The organism is Massilia sp. CFBP 13721 (assembly GCF_014842025.1).
GTDB lineage: Bacteria > Pseudomonadota > Gammaproteobacteria > Burkholderiales > Burkholderiaceae_D > Telluria.
Genome location: NZ_JACYUY010000005.1, coordinates 272,198 through 289,115 on the forward strand (window position 1 = coordinate 272,198; position 16,918 = coordinate 289,115).

At 67.6% G+C, this 16,918-nt stretch carries 15 protein-coding genes; 7 read left to right on the forward strand and 8 right to left on the reverse strand.

Annotated elements, in window-relative coordinates; all coding sequences use genetic code 11:
* The first annotated feature begins 73 nt into the window (after positions 1–73).
* Positions 74–1,537, forward strand: coding sequence for an MATE family efflux transporter (locus IFT60_RS07250; RefSeq protein ID WP_197986241.1), 1,464 nt, complete (start codon positions 74–76; stop codon positions 1,535–1,537).
* Here the strand turns inward: IFT60_RS07250 and IFT60_RS07255 are convergent.
* The 3 genes from IFT60_RS07255 to IFT60_RS07265 form a co-directional block, all read right to left on the reverse strand.
* Positions 1,529–2,146, reverse strand: coding sequence for an exopolysaccharide biosynthesis protein (locus tag IFT60_RS07255; RefSeq protein ID WP_192051074.1), 618 nt, complete (start codon positions 2,144–2,146; stop codon positions 1,529–1,531). The genes IFT60_RS07250 and IFT60_RS07255 overlap by 9 nt on opposite strands.
* Entirely contained in the window at positions 2,143–3,732 is a 1,590-nt protein-coding gene (locus IFT60_RS07260) for a TerC family protein (RefSeq protein WP_192051093.1), read from the reverse strand. The genes IFT60_RS07255 and IFT60_RS07260 overlap by 4 nt, the downstream gene beginning before the upstream one ends.
* A gap of 124 nt (positions 3,733–3,856) precedes the next feature.
* The gene (locus IFT60_RS07265) at positions 3,857–4,168 is read right to left on the reverse strand and encodes a hypothetical protein (RefSeq protein ID WP_192051095.1); all 312 of its coding nucleotides are present in this window, start codon (positions 4,166–4,168) and stop codon (positions 3,857–3,859) included.
* Between the two features lie 89 nt (positions 4,169–4,257).
* On the opposite strand from IFT60_RS07265, the gene IFT60_RS07270 reads away from it, so the two are divergent.
* Both IFT60_RS07270 and IFT60_RS07275 read left to right on the forward strand, forming a co-directional pair.
* Positions 4,258–5,052 carry a PhzF family phenazine biosynthesis protein gene (locus IFT60_RS07270; protein WP_192051097.1) on the forward strand — a complete coding sequence of 265 codons (795 nt, stop codon included), beginning with the start codon at positions 4,258–4,260 and terminating at the stop codon, positions 5,050–5,052.
* 86 nt (positions 5,053–5,138) lie between these two features.
* Complete coding sequence (locus IFT60_RS07275; RefSeq protein WP_192051099.1) at positions 5,139–6,527, forward strand: FAD-binding oxidoreductase; 1,389 nt, start codon at positions 5,139–5,141, stop codon at positions 6,525–6,527.
* Between the two features lie 5 nt (positions 6,528–6,532).
* Here IFT60_RS07275 and IFT60_RS07280 read toward each other — a convergent pair whose 3' ends face one another.
* The gene (locus IFT60_RS07280) at positions 6,533–7,738 is read right to left on the reverse strand and encodes a DUF1501 domain-containing protein (RefSeq protein WP_192051102.1); all 1,206 of its coding nucleotides are present in this window, start codon (positions 7,736–7,738) and stop codon (positions 6,533–6,535) included.
* Between the two features lie 2 nt (positions 7,739–7,740).
* The gene (locus IFT60_RS07285; protein WP_192051104.1) at positions 7,741–9,117 is read right to left on the reverse strand and encodes a DUF1800 domain-containing protein; all 1,377 of its coding nucleotides are present in this window, start codon (positions 9,115–9,117) and stop codon (positions 7,741–7,743) included.
* A 155-nt stretch (positions 9,118–9,272) separates the two neighbouring features.
* Between IFT60_RS07285 and IFT60_RS07290 the strand changes: the two genes are divergently transcribed.
* Complete coding sequence (locus IFT60_RS07290) at positions 9,273–10,241, forward strand: Bug family tripartite tricarboxylate transporter substrate binding protein (protein WP_192051107.1); 969 nt, start codon at positions 9,273–9,275, stop codon at positions 10,239–10,241.
* Here IFT60_RS07290 and IFT60_RS07295 read toward each other — a convergent pair.
* Positions 10,228–10,869 (reverse strand): NUDIX hydrolase, encoded by a 642-nt coding sequence (locus IFT60_RS07295; RefSeq protein ID WP_229510723.1) that lies wholly within the window; start codon positions 10,867–10,869, stop codon positions 10,228–10,230. The genes IFT60_RS07290 and IFT60_RS07295 overlap by 14 nt on opposite strands.
* 75 nt (positions 10,870–10,944) lie before the next feature.
* Between IFT60_RS07295 and IFT60_RS07300 the strand changes: the two genes are divergently transcribed.
* Positions 10,945–11,514, forward strand: coding sequence for a hypothetical protein (locus IFT60_RS07300; protein WP_192051109.1), 570 nt, complete (start codon positions 10,945–10,947; stop codon positions 11,512–11,514).
* On the opposite strand, the gene IFT60_RS07305 is transcribed toward IFT60_RS07300, so the two are convergent.
* Complete coding sequence (locus IFT60_RS07305) at positions 11,471–12,412, reverse strand: LysR family transcriptional regulator (protein WP_192051111.1); 942 nt, start codon at positions 12,410–12,412, stop codon at positions 11,471–11,473. The two genes, IFT60_RS07300 and IFT60_RS07305, sit on opposite strands and share 44 nt — an antisense overlap.
* 106 nt (positions 12,413–12,518) lie before the next feature.
* Here IFT60_RS07305 and IFT60_RS07310 point away from each other — a divergent pair, with 106 nt between their 5' ends.
* Positions 12,519–13,394: an oxidoreductase gene (locus IFT60_RS07310; RefSeq protein ID WP_192051114.1), complete on the forward strand. Its 876-nt coding sequence runs from the start codon at positions 12,519–12,521 to the stop codon at positions 13,392–13,394.
* Here IFT60_RS07310 and IFT60_RS07315 read toward each other — a convergent pair.
* Positions 13,381–14,307 (reverse strand): LysR family transcriptional regulator, encoded by a 927-nt coding sequence (locus IFT60_RS07315; RefSeq protein WP_192051116.1) that lies wholly within the window; start codon positions 14,305–14,307, stop codon positions 13,381–13,383. The genes IFT60_RS07310 and IFT60_RS07315 overlap by 14 nt on opposite strands.
* Positions 14,308–14,402: 95 nt before the next feature.
* Between IFT60_RS07315 and metE the strand changes: the two genes are divergently transcribed.
* Positions 14,403–16,742, forward strand: a complete 2,340-nt coding sequence (gene metE / locus IFT60_RS07320; RefSeq protein ID WP_192051118.1) for a 5-methyltetrahydropteroyltriglutamate--homocysteine S-methyltransferase — start codon at positions 14,403–14,405, stop codon at positions 16,740–16,742.
* Positions 16,743–16,918: the final 176 nt, after the last annotated feature.

The following is a 16,918-nucleotide window of genomic DNA, read 5'->3' on the forward strand; positions in this document are numbered from 1 at the left end:
CAATTGATTTCCGTGCGGATAGGAACGTTGGCACGCCCCTGCCGAACAGCCTGTTTCATGCGGATGGCTTAGCATGACGAACAGACAATATCCCTACATGACCACGACACGCATGGCATCCGACCGCAAAACTCTGTTCCTCGAAGGCTCCATCCCGCGCGCACTGACCACGCTCGCCATCCCCATCATCCTGGCCAACCTGCTGCAAACCGGCTACCAGCTGACCGACGCCTTCTGGGTCGGCCGCCTGGGCGCGGCGGCGGTGGCGGCGATTTCGGTCAGCTTTCCCGTCACCTTCCTGGTCATTGCGCTCGGCTCGGGCCTGGCCATGGCCGGCGCCACCATGACGGCGCAATACGTCGGCGCCGGGCGCCAGGACATGGTAAACCACGTCGCCGCGCAGACCATGCTGATGGTCGTGATCACATCGGTGCTGTTCGGCGCCCTCGGCTTCATGCTGGCGCCAACACTCCTGCGCCTGCTCGGCGTGGCGCCGGAAGTGTATGCCGGCGCGCTCGGCTTCCTGCGCGTCTCGTTCGCCGGCATCATTTTCGTGTTCATGTACGCCATGTTCCAGGCGCTGATGCGCGGCGTCGGCCAGACGAAGATCCCGCTGATGATCGTCGCCGGCACGGTGCTGCTGAATTTCATTCTCGACCCGCTGTTCATCTTCGGCTGGGGGCCGATTCCGGCACAGGGCGTCATGGGCGCGGCCTACGCCACCTTGGTCACGCAGGCGCTGGCGGCCGGGCTGGGCATGATGATCTTCCTGCGCGGGCGCCATGGCATCGCGCTCAGCTGGAAAGGATTCATCCCGGACGCGCCCTATTTGAAACGCGCGTTCTTCCTCGGCCTGCCGGGGTCGGTCGAACTGTCCACGCGCGCGCTCGGCCTGATGGTGATGTCCTTCCTGGTGGCGAGCTTCGGCACGCTGGCGATCGCCACCTACGGCGTCGGCTCCAACATCCTGCAGGTGATTACCATCCCGGTGATGGGCGTGGCGATGGCGGTGGCGACGCTGGTCGGCCAGAACATCGGCGCCGGCAATGTCGAGCGCGCCGAACGCATCACCTGGCTCGGCACCGTGGTCAGCTTCGTCATCCTCACGCTGCTGGGCGGCTTCGCCTGGCTGTGCGCGCCCTGGCTGGTGCGCTTTTTCATTCCGGACGATCCGGCGGTGATCGCCGGCGGCGCCCATTTCATCCGCATCATGTGCCTGGCCTGGGGCGGCATCGGCATCCAGCTGTGCATCGTGTCGGCCTTCCGCGCGTCCGGCAACATGCTCGGTGCGATGATCATCGCGATGGTGTCGCAGTGGATGATCCAGTTTCCCATCGCCTATGTGTTGGGCAAGCACACGAGCCTGGGCGCGGACGGGCTCTGGTGGTCGTTTCCGGTCACCAACGTGGCGGTGGCGCTGATCTCGGTGGCCTGGTTCGCGCGCGGCAGCTGGAAAACGACGCGCCTGACCGCGGACGACGCGCAGGTCGCCGAGGTGAGCAAGGAAACGGCGATCGAGGAAGCGACGCTACGCTAGATACTTCATCACCATGAACAGCACCGCCTGCACGCTGGCGAACACGACGCCCGACACCAGCACCGCCGACGCCGCGGCCACCGCCAGGCCGCCGACGACCCAGTAGCCGTCGCGCTCCAGGATGCCCAGCGCCAGCATGCTGATCGCCAGCGCCGGCAGCATGTTCCCGAGCGGGATCGGCAGCAGCACCACGATCGCCAGCAGCAGGCAGACCAGCCCCACCAGGTATTCCATCGGCGGCAGCGCCAGGGCGCTGGCGCGCGGGCGCAGCATGCGTTCGGCGCGTTGCAGCCAGGGGCAGATGCGGGCAATCAGTGCCTGGAAGTCGGCGCGCGCCATCGAACGGCGGGCGATGAAGCCGGGCAGCCACGGCTGGCGTTTAAAGGCCAGTTGCGCCGCCAGCAGCACCAGCGGCGCGCCCAGGATCACCGAAGTGCCGGGCAGCGCCGGCAGCGCGTTCGGGCAGGCGAACACGAACAGCAAGGCGCCGAGCGCGCGGTCGGACAGCGCCGCCAGCAAGTCGCCGACCGCGATGCGCTCGCGCGCGTCGTCCTCGGCCAGCCCCTGCAGGATGCTGGATAACGCCTGACCACCCGCCCGCTCCATCATCGTGTCCCCTCCACTCCTGCATGCGCCTCTTCCATCTCGACCGGGGCGAGTCGGCGGATCGCCACCCTGGCGATGCGGCGCTCTTCCACCGCCAGGATTTCATAATGCAAGCCATTCAGCTCGACACTTTGTCCGACCTCGGGGAAGCGCTCGAAATGCGCCAGCAGGAAGCCGGCCAGCGACGTGTAGTCGGCATGATCGCCCACCAGCCCATCGGTGTCCAGCACCTGCTCGAGCTGGCGCAGGTCGGCGGTGCCGATGACTTCCCACGCGCCGGGACCGCGCGCCTGGATCGCCAGTTGCTCGTCCTCGTCCGGGAACTCGCCGGCGATCGCTTCCAGGATGTCGACTGGACTTAACAGGCCTTGCACGCTGCCGTATTCGTCGGTTACCAGCACCAGCTGGCCGTGCGAGCGCTTGAGCGTATCCATCGCCTTGAGCACGCCGGCGGTGTCGGGCAGGAAGGTCGGCGCGCGCAGGGGGCTGTCCGCGCCCGTTTCCTGGACGCGCCCGTGCAGCAGCAGCGCGCCGATCAGGTCCTTGGTGCGGGCGATGCCGACAATGTTGTCCAGTTCGCCCCGGGACACCGGCATCAGGCCGTGCGGCGTGTCCTGCAGCTGGCGCAGGATGTCCTCGACGCTGTTGCCGAGGTCGACCCAGGACACTTCCGAACGCGGCGTCATCACCGAGCGGATCGAACGGTCGGCCAGCGTCAGCACGCCGCTGACCATGTTGCGCTCCTCGGCGGCGAAGGCGGCTTCTTCCTCGGTCTTTTCGTCCTCCACTGCATGCGCGGCGTCGACCCGGTTGCGCCCGCCCATCAGGCGCAGCACGCGGTCGGCGGTGCGCGCGCGCAGCGGCAGGCGCGCCTCGTTCCGGATCGAGTTACGGCGCGCGAACTGGTTCAGCGCCTCGATCACGATCGAAAAGCCGATGGCGGCGTACAGGTAGCCTTTCGGAATATGGAAGCCCAGGCCCTCGGCCACCAGCGACAGGCCGATCATCAACAGGAAGCTCAGGCACAGCACGACCACGGTCGGATGCGCGTTGACGAAACGCGTCAGCGCCTTCGAGGCCAGGATCATGACGCCGATCGAGATGACCACGGCCGCCATCATGACGCCCAGTTCGTCGACCATGCCGACCGCGGTGATGACGGCGTCGAGCGAGAACACGGCGTCGAGCACGACGATCTGCGCGACGACGACGCCAAAGGCGGCATAGGCCTTCGAGCTGGTATGCGCATGCGTCACGCCTTCGAGGCGTTCATGCAGTTCGGTGGTGGCCTTGAACAGCAGGAACACGCCGCCGCCGAGCAGGATCAGGTCGCGTCCGGAAAAGCTGAAGCTTCCCAGCGCAAACAGAGGTTCGGTGAGCGTGACCAGCCAGGACACGATGGTCAGCAGGCCCAAGCGCATCAGCATCGCCAGCGACAGGCCGATCAGGCGCGCCTTGTCGCGCTGGTGCGGCGGCAGCTTGTCGGCCAGGATGGCGATGAAAATCAGGTTGTCGATGCCCAGGACAATTTCCAGGACGACGAGTGTGAGCAGACCCGCCCAGATTGCCGGGTCGAATAGCCATTCCATGTGATACCTCGTTAATATAAAAACAATGTCGCTCCCGGCTGAACGGAGTGCCTGGTCGGCACGTGCTTACAGCGGGAAGGCGTGTGCGGACGGCGGCCTTGCCGGATGAACGGCAGGACCGCAGTTACACGGGAGGCGGCTTTATAGGCGGGAAAGGCGCGAGGCCGCGCCGCGCGGGGGAAGGCGGGCTGACGAGACGGCCAGGAAGCACGGCGGCCTGCAGGCGGCCCTCTTCGTTCATGGAATCGTGGAAATCGTAGCCGGCCGGGGGTTCGTCGGCATCGGGGTCGCCCAGCGTCTGCAGATCGACGCTGTTCGTGAAAGCGCTGGCCTCATGCGTGACAGCGGTGTGCTGTAGCGATGCGACCGAGGTCGACAGCGCAAGGACGTTCAGGGGAAACAGCAGGATCAGGAAGATGACGAATACTCGTCGCATGGCAGCGTGGTTGGACAGGACGGGTCGAGTATATCAGCTATCCTCCCAAGCGGTTTTCACGGAACTGGGCAGCAACTTTTTGGGCGCATATGAACATCAGAAAATTCAACTGCTTCGGCAACGGCGACGGCGGCGGCAATCCCGCGCTGGTGATCGAGGACGGTCCGGCCGACCAGGCGCAGCGCGCCCGGCTGGCGCATGAACACGCACTGACCTGCGTCTTCATCGACGAAGCGACCGAGCCCTGCGTGACCGCCACCCTCGACTTCGTCTATCCGCACATGCGCAGTCCATTGTGCCTGCACGCGACGCTGGCGGCGGCGCAGGTGCTGTTCGAGCGGGAGCAACACGCGGCGCCGCTCACGGTGAAGACGGCGATGCACGGACAACCCCTGGCCCTGTCGCGCGATGCGCAGACGGTGTTCGTGCGGCTGGCGCGCCAGGCGGCACCGCGGGTAGCGGTCGACGGGGCATTGGCCGCGCGCCTGCTGGCGGCGCCGGGGTTACGTCTGGCAAGCGCGCCGGGGATTGCCTCGGTCGGCAGTCCGAAGCTGTTGATCGAAGTGGCGAACGCCCATACCCTGCACGGCTTGCGGCCCGACCTGGCGGTGATCCAGGCGTGGGGCAAGGCGCATGGCGTGAGCGGCTGCTACGCCTGGTGCCGTCTTGGCGGGAATGAAGTGGAAGGCCGTAACTTCAATCACCTCGATCCCCTGCTCGAAGACAGTGCGACCGGCGTCGCGGCCGGTGCGCTGGCCGCCCTGCTCGGCCATGGCCTGCTGCTGCGCCAGGGCCGCGCGCGCGGCAACGATTGCCTCATCCGCACGGCGCTCGAGGGCGACGCCGTATTGGTCGGTGGCCGGGTAAGCAGCGCCGACAGGTGACGCTGAGGTGAGGCCCACTTCGCTTGCATACCGCCCGCGTTTTTCTATCCTGAAGTCTGGTCAACCAACCAACGCGGAGGCACACGATGGATACCAAAGTGGTGGACGAGGCTGCGGGGCTGCGGGCCAGTCTCAGGGGCAGCCTGCTCCTGCCGGACGAGCCCGGATACGACGAGGCGCGCACGATCTGGAATGCGATGATCGACAAGCGCCCCGGCATGATCGTGCGCTGTGCCGGCGCGGCCGACGTGCGTACGGCGGTGAACTTCGCACGCGAGCACGGCCTGGCGCTGGCGGTGCGCGGCGGCGGCCACAACATCGCCGGCAGCGCGCTGGTCGACGACGGCCTGGTGATCGACCTGTCCATGATGCGTTCGGTGCGGATCGATCCCCGGGTCCGGCGTGCCTGGGTCGAAGGCGGCGCCCTCCTGCGCGACGTCGACCACGAAGCGCAGGCCTATGGACTGGCGACGCCGCTGGGCATCAATTCGACCACCGGCGTGGCCGGGCTCACGCTTGGCGGCGGCTTCGGCTGGCTCACGCGCAAGTACGGCATGGCGGTCGACAACCTGGTCGCGGCCGATATCGTCACCGCCGATGGCGAGCGCATGCATATCGACAGCGGCAACTACCCCGACCTGTTCTGGGCCATCCGCGGGGGCGGCGGCAATTTCGGCGTCGTCACCGGCTTCGAATTCGCGCTGCACGAGGTCGGTCCGATGGTGACCGCGGGCCTGATCGTGTTCCCGTTCGCGCAGGCGCGCACGGTGCTGCGCCACTACCGCGATTATGTCGCAACCCTTGGCGACGATATCTCGCTGTGGGGCGTGTTGCGCGGCGCGCCGCCACTGCCCTTCCTGCCGACAGAAGTGCATGGCACCGGCATCGTGGCCCTGGTCTTTTTCTCGCCTGCTGCGCAGGAGGAGGTGCAGGGCGCCATCGATACGGTGCGCTCCTTCGGCACGCCGCTGGGCGAACACGTGGGCGCGGTGCCCTACACCGCATGGCAGCAGGTGTTCGACCCACTGCTGGTGCCGCCGGCGCGCAACTACTGGAAGTCGCATAATTTCAATACGCTCGGCGACGCCGCCCTCGACATCGTGGCCGACTACGCCGGCAGGCTGCCGTCCGCCGACAGCGAGATCTTCCTCGGCCTGATCGGCGGCGCGGCCAACACCCATGCGCCGGACGAGACGGCCTATCCGCACCGCCAGGCGCTGTGGGCGATGAACGTGCACACGCGCTGGCAGGAGCCGTCCCAGGATGCCGCCTGCCTGGCCTGGGCGCGGGCCTTCTTCCAGGCCGCCGCGCCCCATGCCGCCGGCGGTGTCTACATCAACTTCCTCAATGAAGACGAAGTCGACCGGATTGCCGACGCCTACGGGCCGAACTACCAGCGGATGCGGCAGATCAAGGCGAAGTACGATCCCGACAACCTGTTCCGCGCCAATCAAAACATCCGGCCGGAGGCGTGAAGAGGCTATGCGGCCGGGCTTTTCAGCAGCCGTGGCAGCGGCTTGCCGCGCGCGCCATGCGGGAACAAGGTGCGCGCGGTGCGCTCCGGGTCCTGGCCGAACAGTTCGGCGCAGGTCTGGGCGATGAGCGTGTCCAGCGCCAGCGTCGGTTGCAGGTCGCGGCCGTCGAGCAGGCTGGCCGGGGCCAGGCCGGGCCAGTCCGCCACGACACGCCCGCCCTCGACCGCGCCGCCGATCAGCATGGCCGCCGCCCCGGTACCGTGGTCGGTGCCGCCGGTGCCGTTCACGGCCACGGTGCGGCCGAACTCGGTCGCGACCAGGATCGCGGTCTGGCCCCAGGCCTTGTCCAAGCCCGTCCCCAAGCCCTCGCGCAGGCCGCCGACGAGCTGGTCGAGGTTGCCGAGTTGGGCCGCCAGGCGGTTGTTCTGGCCGCTGTGCGTATCCCAGCCATTGGTTTCGATCATGGCGATGCGCGGACCGTCGGGACGGGCCAGGAAGCCGGCCGCCATGCGCCCGAGTTCGGCCGGGTTCTGGCGCTTGGTTGCCCCTGCGCCTGCGCCGGCACCGTCGGCCATGCGGCGCGCGTCGAGCGCCGCCGACCACAGCGCATGCAGCTGCGCATCCTGCGCATACAGCTGCCCGGCACGCAGCAGCAGGTCCTCGTTCGGCTGGGCCAGGGCGGAAGGCGCATAGGAAGCCACCTCGACGCCGCCGCGCAGCGCCAGCGGCAGCGTCGGCGCAAAGGCGATCGCGTCATGAGCACTATGGACACCACGGGCACCACGGGCACCACGGGGCAGCATGCCCGCCAGCCGGTTCATCCAGCCGTCCTTCAGTGCGAAAGGCGCCGCGGCACCGGTCTCCAGCACGTTCTGGCCATCGAAGTGGGAGCGGTCGCGATACGGGGAAGCCACCGCATGAAAGAAGCTCGCCTGGCGGGCGCGGTACAGCTCCCCGATGACGGACAGGGCCGGATGCAGCGCGAACATCGCATCGAGCCTGAGCGCCGCTTCGGGTTCGATCGCCAGCGCGCCGCGCAGTCCGGCATAGGCCGGCTCCGCATAGGGAATCACGGTACCCAGGCCATCGGCCGCGCCGCGCTGGATGATGAAGACGAAGCGCCGCTCGCCGCCAGCCCCCGCGAATGCCAGGCCCGGCGCCGCCAGCACGGCGGCGCCGGCGGACAGGAAATGCCGTCGGTTCAGTCCCATCGTTATCTCCTCAGGAATTCGGGTGAGGCCAGCAGCAGCGCCAGCGCGGTGGCGGGACTGTCGGCGGCGGCGATCGCCTTGCGCGTCGGCTCGCCCAGCGTCCCGGGCAGCACGCGCGGCGCCAATGCGCGCGCATCGACGACGGCGCCCAGCGGCGCGGCCAGGCGCTGCGCCATCTCGACGCGGCGTACCAGCGCGTCGGGCGCGGCCCAGGCGGCGGCGACGTCGCCGAAACCGGCCGGCGAACCGGGGTTCCATACTGGCTGGCCCAGCTGGTTCATCAGGTTGACAGCCTGCTGGCCGGGCAGTTCGCGCCGGCCCAGCGCACGCAGGCTCGACACGGCCCAGTCCCAGGGCGACTTGAATTTGAGCGCCTCGGCGGCCCAGGCTTCGGGCGCCGCCGCCAGTTCGCGGTAAACGGCGGGCAGGTCGCCGCCGCTCGCGCGGAAGGTTTCAGCCAGGCGCCGCACGAGCGCCGGCGGCGGATCGTCGGCGACGAAATGGCGCGCCAGCTTGGTGGCGATGTGCCGCGCGGTCGCCGGCGCCACGGCCAGGTCGCGCAGGATGGCGCGCGCCTGGTCCTCTCCGCCTTCAGCGTAGCTGCGCCCAAGCACCGTGCGGCTGCCCGGTTCGTGCATGGCGGCGTCGAAGCGGAAGCTTGCCGGTGCCTCCCCTTGCGCCTCCCCTTGCGCGGCGGCGTCGGGCAGCGTCCAGCCGGTCAGCGCGCGGGCGAATTCCGTCACGTCGCCTTGCGTATAGCCGCTGCGCACGCCGAGCGTATGCAGTTCGAGGATTTCGCGCGCCAGGTTCTCGTTGAGCCCCTTGCGATTATTCCGGCGCAGGGCGGCGCGGCGGCCGGCGCGGCTGTCCGGCCCGGTCGACTGGACCTGGTCCAGGTACAGCAGCATGGCCGGATGGCGCACTGCCGCCAGCAGCAGGTCGTCGAAGCGGCCCAGCACCTGCGGGCGGATGGCGTCGGCCTCGAAGGCGCCGGCCAGGCCCATCGCCTGCACCTTGTCGACGGAAACGGCGAAATGATTCGACCAGAAGTGCACCAGCCGTTCCACGAACGGGGCCGGCGTCTGCAGGGCGAGCGTGGCGCGCACGCCGGCGCCGGCGAGATAGGCTTCGCGTTCCGTGCGGCGCCAGGCTGCGCGCAGGGCCTCGCGTTCGCTCTCGGGCGCCTGGCGCAACGCACGCTGGTGCGCGGCAAAATCGCGTACCCGCGATGCCGTCGACCCCAGCGCCTGCCATGCCGCGGGACGCGCTTCGTAGGCCTCGAACTGGGACACCAGCCAGCGCCGCGGCGCCGGCGGCAGCGCTTCGTCGGGCCGGACGCCGAGTCCGAACCGGTTCATTGCGATGGCTTCAGTGTGCATGTCGTTCCATTCCTCGTGCTGGGGCAAGCGTCCGGCTTGATCCTAGTCCTGTATTGCGCCGAGAGGGCAATAAAGTTCCCATTTTTTTCAGGCGCCGGCAGCCGCGCCGCGCCATGCTACAGTTTATGAACAAAACAACGAGGAATGGAGACGGCATGAACTTCTGGACGACCACACGGCGCCGCATGGCTGCCATCGCGCTGGCCTTGCCTGTCACGGCATTCGCCTTTCCGAACGGCCCCATCGAATGGGTCGTGCCCTACGCGGCCGGCGGCGGGTCCGACGTCGTGGCGCGCGTGGTCGCATCGGAAATGACGAAGACGCTGGGCCAGCCGATCATCATCAACAACAAGCCCGGCGCCGGCACCAACATCGGCGCGGCCTATGCCGCCAAGGCGAAAGCCGACGGCCACGTGGTCCTGACGGCCGATACCGCCACCCTGGCCACCAACCAGTTTTTATATGCGAAGCCGGGCTACAGCGCGGAACAGGATTTCGTGCCGGTCGGACTCATCGCCCGCTTCCCGATGATCCTGGTCGTCAATCCGCAGGTGCCGGTGAAGAACCTGCAGGAGTTCCTGGCCTGGGCCAGGGCACAGCCGAATCCGGTGGCCTACGGCAGCCCCGGCGCCGGCAGCCCGCATCACCTGGCAACCGAACTGTTTTCCGACCTCGCCAGGGTCACGCTGCTGCACGCGCCCTATAAAGGCGCGGCGCCGGCGGTGCAGGACGTGATCGGCGGCCAGGTGCCCTTCATGTTCGTCGACACCGCCGCCGGCGGCGCCCACATCCGCGCCGGCAAACTCAAGGCGATCGGCGTCGCCAGCCTGAAGCGGGTGCAGAATTTCGAGACCATCCCGACGCTCAATGAACAGGGACTGGGCGGATTCGAAGCCTACGCCTGGCAGGGCATGGTGGCGCCGGCGAAGACGCCCGCCGCCGCCGTTGGGGCGCTCAATCAGGCCCTGCGCAAGGCGATCGCTACCGAAGCGGTGCAAGCGCGCTTCCAGGCGCTGGGACTCGAAGCCATTCCGGGCAGCCCGAACGAGATGGCCGCCTACGCCAGGGCCGAGCGCGAAAAATGGGGCAAGGTGATCAAGGCAAAAGAGATCAGGCTCGATTGAGTTTTTCGAGTAATGGCTGGTCGCCGGGATGGGTCAGAAATGCTGCAAGTTGCGCGCGCGGCACCAGATGCACCGCCTGCGTCTCCCAGCCCATGTCCGCCGGCGTGCCGCCGCTGCGCTGCGCCCGGTAATAACGGGTATAGCTCAGGGTCCGGTTCGAATCGGCCAACCAGCCGGTGATCCGCACCTGTAGCCCCGATTCCTCGAAGGCTTCGCGGATTGCGCAAGCCTGCAGGTTGACGCCGCCATCGATGCGGCCTTTCGGGAAGGTCGCCGCGTGGCCGCCGAAGCGGTTCGATGGCGCCACCAGCCAGATCCTGCCGTCGGCTTCCTCGACGACGACGCCGGCCGCCGCCATCTTGCCCGGCACGACGGCGAACGGCGGCTCCTCGAAGTCCAGCTGGCCGGGAACGCCGTTCCAGCCCGCGTCGTCGGTGGGCACGTCGTGCCATGACGCGAAGGCGATGCCGTTCAAGGCGGACGGCATATCGCCGCCCGGGATAACGGTTGCGGCTGTGGCGGGATCGGTCCAGGCGGCGAGCGGCGTCGGGGTGCTGGGGTGGCGCAACAGGACGGGTTGGCCATGGTCGTCGGGATAGGGATGGTAGGTCGGCATGCAGGTTTTCATCGGGAAAGTATTATTGAACGCGCCACGTTAAAATACATTCTCAAAAGGCAACGCGAAACTCCCCCTCACACTACCATGGCCGACCTGAAAACAAGCGCCATCAAGCATCTCAGGAACGTTGGCATCACGATCACTGTGTTTCTCGCAGTGAACTGGGTGAATGAAGCCGCGTTCATCTGGCTCGAGCAAAGTAACGGCATCAATTGGGTCTTCCTGCCGGCCGGCATCCGCCTCCTGTCCACCCTGCTGTTTGGATTCGCCGGCTTCGTCGGCTTGCTGCTGGTCGGCCTCTACCTCAACTTCCATCACTTCGTCTTCCAGGATGAAGTGCGTGCACTCAGTGGTGCATTGGCGGGCGCCGGTGGCCCCTATCTTGCCTATCTTTTTGCGAAACACTGGTTCGACCTGGGTCCGCGCCTCGCGAACCTGACGGCGCAGCGGCTCTTGTTCACCGGCGTGCTATGCGGCCTCATGAGCCCTGTTTCCCACCATGCGTTCATGTGGGTGCAGACCGGGCTGGTCGACTGGACCGCGTTGCTGGCCATGGCCACCGGCGACATCGTCGGCATCCTGGTCGTGCTGTACATCGCCAAGGGCTTGCTTACGCTGACCGATCCGCGCGATGTGGATGCCCATCTTCGTTAGCTGCCTGCACGAAGTCGATGAACGCCCGCAGCGGCGCCGGCAAATGGCGCCGCCCCGCGTAATACAGATACGGCCCCGGAAACCGCGGCCACCATTCGCGCAGCACCGGCTGCAGCTGGCCCGACGCCATGAACGGCGCCAGCCAGTCCTCGAACAAGTAGACCAGGCCGTGCCCGGCCACCGCGGCCTGCACCGCCATGTCGGCGACGGTCGGCGTCACGATCAGCGGGCCGCTGGGGTCGACCGTCAGGCGCTGGCCGTCGCGCTCGAACTCCCATGGGAACACCAGGCCGCTGAGGAATTTGCCGCGCAGGCAGGCGTGCTGCAGCAGTTCGCGCGGATGCTGCGGCACGCCGCGCCGCGCCAGGTAGGCCGGCGCTGCAGCCAGTGCGAAGCGTTCGGTACGCGGTCCGATTGGCAGCGCGATCATGTCCTGTTCCAGGCGTTCGCCGTAGCGGATGCCGGCGTCGCAGCCGCTGGCGACGAGGTCGACGAAGTTGTTGTCGACGACGATGTCGAGCACGATGTCCGGATAACGCGTCAGGAAGCGTTCGACGACGGGCTGCAGGAAGGAGCGCGCCGCGCTCACCGGCACGTTCAGGCGCAGGGTGCCGCGCGGGCTGTCGCGTAGCTCGTTGAGTACGTCGAGCGCGCCGGCGACCTGGTCGAGCGCGGGACGCAGCCGCGCCAGCAGCAAGGCGCCCGCTTCGGTCGGCGCCACGCTGCGCGTGGTACGCAGCAGCAGGCGGATGCCGAGCTGCTTTTCCAGGCGGCGCACGGCTTCGCTCAGGCTCGAGGCCGACTGGCCGCTGGCGCGCGCGGCCTGGCGAAAGCCGCGGTGCTCGGCCACCAGGGCAAACAGCGGCAGGTCGGCCAGCGCAGGCAGGTCGGTCGTCATGGTGTCCTCATTGTGCGGATTTCGGCACGGCCCGTGCGCGATTACCCGGATTATCACATGCAATGATCCTCGTTAGTATGCAGATACTTACCCAACGAGGAACGCCATGACTACCATCGACAGCTTCACCCCCGCCGGCACCAATCTCCACTTCAAACGCATCGGCTACGGCGCCATGCAACTGGCCGGCCCGCACGTGTGGGGGCCGCCGCGAGACCGCGCCGCAGCGCTGGCCGTACTGCGCGAGGCGGTCGCTCTCGGCATCAACCACATCGATACGTCGGATTTCTACGGTCCCTACGTCACCAACCAGCTGATCCGCGAGGCGCTGCATCCCTACCCCGCCGGCCTGCACCTGGTGACCAAGATCGGCTTCCTGCGCGCACCCGATGGCGCCTGGGTGCCGGCAGCCGCGCCCCAGCAATTGCGCGACGCCGTGCACAGCAACCTGATCAACCTCGGCGTGGAAGCGCTCGACCTCGTCAACCTGCGCGCGCCGGGGCTGGACGGCGCCGACGGTTCCTCGATCGGCGCGGCGCTGGAAGTGCTGGCCGGCCTGCAGCGCGAAGGACTGGTGCGCCATATCGGCCTGAGTAACGTCGACGCCGATCAAGTGGCCGAGGCGCAGCGCATCGTGCCGATCGCCTGCGTCCAGAACCACTACAACCTGGCCCACCGCGGCGACGATGCGCTGATCGACACGCTGGCCGCGCAAGGCATCGCCTACGTGCCCTTCTTCCCGCTGGGCGGCTTCTCGCCGCTGCAATCGACCACTCTGAACGAGGTGGCCGCCGCCGCGGGCGCGACGCCGATGCAGGTGGCGCTGGCCTGGCTGCTGCAGCGTTCTCCGAATATCCTGGTCATTCCGGGTACGTCGTCGCTGGCGCACCTGCGCGAGAACGTGGCGGCGGGCCGCCTGCGCCTCGACGCGGCCGCGGTGGCGGCGCTGAACAGGATCGGCGAATCGACTACAGTAGTTTGATCCCCGGCAGCGCCAGCAGCGACGTCTCGCGCATCACCTGCACGAAGTCGGCCAGGTAGGCATTCCCCGCCAGCCGTTTCGGGATCACCGCATACAGGCGCGCGGTCAGTCCCTCCGGGCCGATGCGCTGGCGCGCCACGTAGCCGCGCTCCAGATAGCCGTTCACGGCCCACAGCGGCAGCGCGGCGAAACCGCGGCCGCTCGCCACCAGTTGCAGCATGCCGACGGTGAGCTCGGTGGTGCGGCGCGGCGGCTCGACACCGGCCGGGCGCAAGACCTGGCGCACCAGGTCGAGCATGTCGTCCGGGACCGGGTAGGTGATCAATGCCTGGCCGGCGAAATCCTGCGCCACCAGGTGCGGCCTGGCCAGGCATGGGTGCCCGAGCGGCACGATGGCGACCATCTCGAATTCGAACAGCGGATGGAACACCATCTCGGTTTCGTTCTCGTCGAATTCGGAGACGATCGCCACTTCGGCGCGGTCCTGGTGCAGCAAGCCGACCGGGTCGGCCTGGAAGCCGGAGACGATGTCCTGCTCGACTTCCGGCCAGCGCTCGCGCAGCGCATCCATCGACGGCATCAGCCAATCGAAACAGGTATGGCATTCGACGGCGATGCGCAGCTTGCCGCTGCCGTCGCTGGCGATCCTCGCCAGGTCGCGTTCGGCGGCGCCAACCAGCGGCAAGACCTGGCGCGCCAGGTCGAGCAGGCGCTGGCCCGCCGCCGTAAATGCCACCGGCGCCGACTTGCGCTCGAACAGGACGGCGTCGTACTGGCGTTCCAGTGCCAGCACCTGGTGCGACAGCGCCGATTGCGTCACGTTCAGCAGCTGGGCCGCGCGCGAGATGGTGCCGGCCTCTTTCAGGGCCAGTAGGGTGCGCAGGTGGCGCAATTCGAGAAGAGAGATGGCCATGAATATTTTTCAGGTGATCAGCAAAATTTGTCGTTTGAATTATGCACCAGCTCTGCCGATAATCGATAGCATTCTTCATACACATTGCGATTATCATGATCAAAATTCATACCCTGGGTTATCCGCGCATTGGCCTGCAACGCGAACTGAAGGTGGCGCTCGAACGCCACTGGTGCGGCGAATTGACGGAAGCTGAACTGGAAGCGACCGCCGCCACCCTGCGCGAACGCCATTGGGACGAGCAGCGCGCCGCCGGCCTCGACTTCGTCACCGTCGGCGACTTTGCCCTGTACGACCACGTGGCCAACCACGTCCAGCTGTTCGGCTGCGAGCCGGCCCGCTTCGGCTTCGACGGCAGCGAAACGCCGCTGGCGCGCTATTTCACGCTGGCGCGCGGCGTCGCCCGCGACCATACGGATGCCTGCTGCGGCGGCGCCCACGGTGCTGCAACAGCGGCGCTGGAGATGACCAAGTGGTTCGATACCAACTACCACTATCTGGTGCCGGAATTCGATGCCGCCACCCGTTTTACGCTCGCTTCGGAACGCCTGCTGGCCGAGGTGGCGCAGGCGCGCGCGCTCGGCCATCGTGTGAAAGTGGCGCTGATCGGTCCCCTCACCTTCCTCTGGCTGGGCAAAGGTAGGAGCAAGAGCGGCGCCGACAGCATCGACAAGCTCGACCTGCTCGACGCCCTGCTGCCGGCCTATGTGCAGCTGCTGGTGCAGTTGAAGGAAGCCGGCGCCGACTGGGTGCAGGTCGACGAACCGATCCTCGGCCTCGACCTGCCCGGCGCCTGGATCCTCGCCTTCGAACGCACCTACCAGGCCTTGAATACGGCCCAGCTGCCGCTGCTGCTGGCGACCTATTTTTCGCCGCTCGAGGAAAACCTGAGCATGGCCTGCAAGCTGCCGGTCGCCGGACTGCACGTGGATGCGGTGCGCGCTGGCCACGAGCTGCAATCGATCGCCGACTGGCTGCCCGAGACCAAGGTGCTGTCGGTCGGGATCGTCGACGGCCGCAACATCTGGCGCGCGGACCTCGACGCCGCGCTGGCGCGCCTGCGGCCGCTGGCCATGCGCCGCCGCGGCGAACTGTGGCTGGCGCCATCGTGCTCGCTGCTGCACGTGCCGTTCAGTCTGCGCGACGACGCCGCCATCGACCTCGAACTGCGCGGCTGGCTGTCCGGCGCCCGCGAAAAGCTCGACGAATTGCAGTTGCTGCGCCGGGCGCTGGTCGAGGGCGAAGGCAGCATCTATCTCGAATTGCGCGCCGCCCGCGCCGCACTCGACGGTCGCCGCAACAGCGAGCGCGTACGCAATCCGCTTGTCGCCGCCCGTGCCGCCGCGCTGCCGCCCGGCGCCGACCGCCGCGCCAGTCCCTTCACGGTGCGCCAGGCTGCGCAACAGGGGCGTTTCAATCTGCCGCTGTACCCGACCACGACCATCGGCTCCTTCCCGCAAACCGCGGCGATCCGCGCGGCACGCGCCTCGTTCAAACGCGGCGAACTGGCGGCGGGCGAATACGAAGCGGCGATGCGGCGCGAGATCGAACATGCGGTGCGCGAACAGGAAGCCCTCGGCCTGGATGTGCTGGTGCATGGCGAAGCCGAGCGCAACGACATGGTCGAATACTTCGGCGAACAGCTCGACGGCTTCGCCTTCAGCGCCAACGGCTGGGTGCAGTCGTATGGTTCGCGCTGCGTGAAGCCGCCGGTGCTGTTCGGCGACGTCGCCCGCGGCGCGCCGATGACGGTGGCCTGGAGCGCCTATGCGCAGAGTCTCACCGCGCGTCCGGTAAAGGGCATGCTGACCGGACCGGTGACGATCCTGCAGTGGTCCTTCGTGCGCGACGACCAGCCGCGCGCGCAGACCGCGCTGCAGATCGCGCTCGCCATCCGCGACGAAGCAGCCGACCTGGAAGCGGCCGGCATCGGCATCATCCAGATCGACGAGCCGGCGCTGCGCGAAGGCCTGCCCCTGCGCCGCGCCGCCTGGGACGGCTACCTGGACTGGTCCACCTACGCCTTCCGCGTCGCCGCCTGCGGCGTGGCCGACACCACTCAGCTGCACACCCACATGTGCTACGCCGAGTTCAACGACATCCTGCCGCAGATCGCCGCGCTCGACGCCGACGTCATCACCATCGAGACCAGCCGCTCCGACATGGAACTGCTGCGCGGCTTCGGCGAATTCGCCTACCCGAACGCGATCGGACCGGGCGTGTACGACATCCACTCGCCGCGCGTGCCGACGGTCGACGCCATCCTGCGCCTGATGGGCAAGGCGGCCGAGGTGATCGCGCCGGCACAGCTGTGGGTGAATCCGGATTGCGGTCTCAAGACGCGGGCGTGGCCGGAAACGCGCGCGGCCCTGCAGAACATGGTGGCGGCGGCGCGCGTGTTGCGCGGTGAGGAGGCGTTGAAGCAGGCGGCGTAAGCGATTGGTCGGGTGTGCATGGGCACGAAACGGCGGGCATGCCCGCCCTACGTTACGCCGTCGTTGCATGAACTTGCTACCGGCGGTGGATACCCTACCGCACGAAAACGCGTGGGCTCGAGAGCCCACCCTGTAAAGGCAAATTAGAAATGTCCGCTTTTGGCAAAGTTAAAATG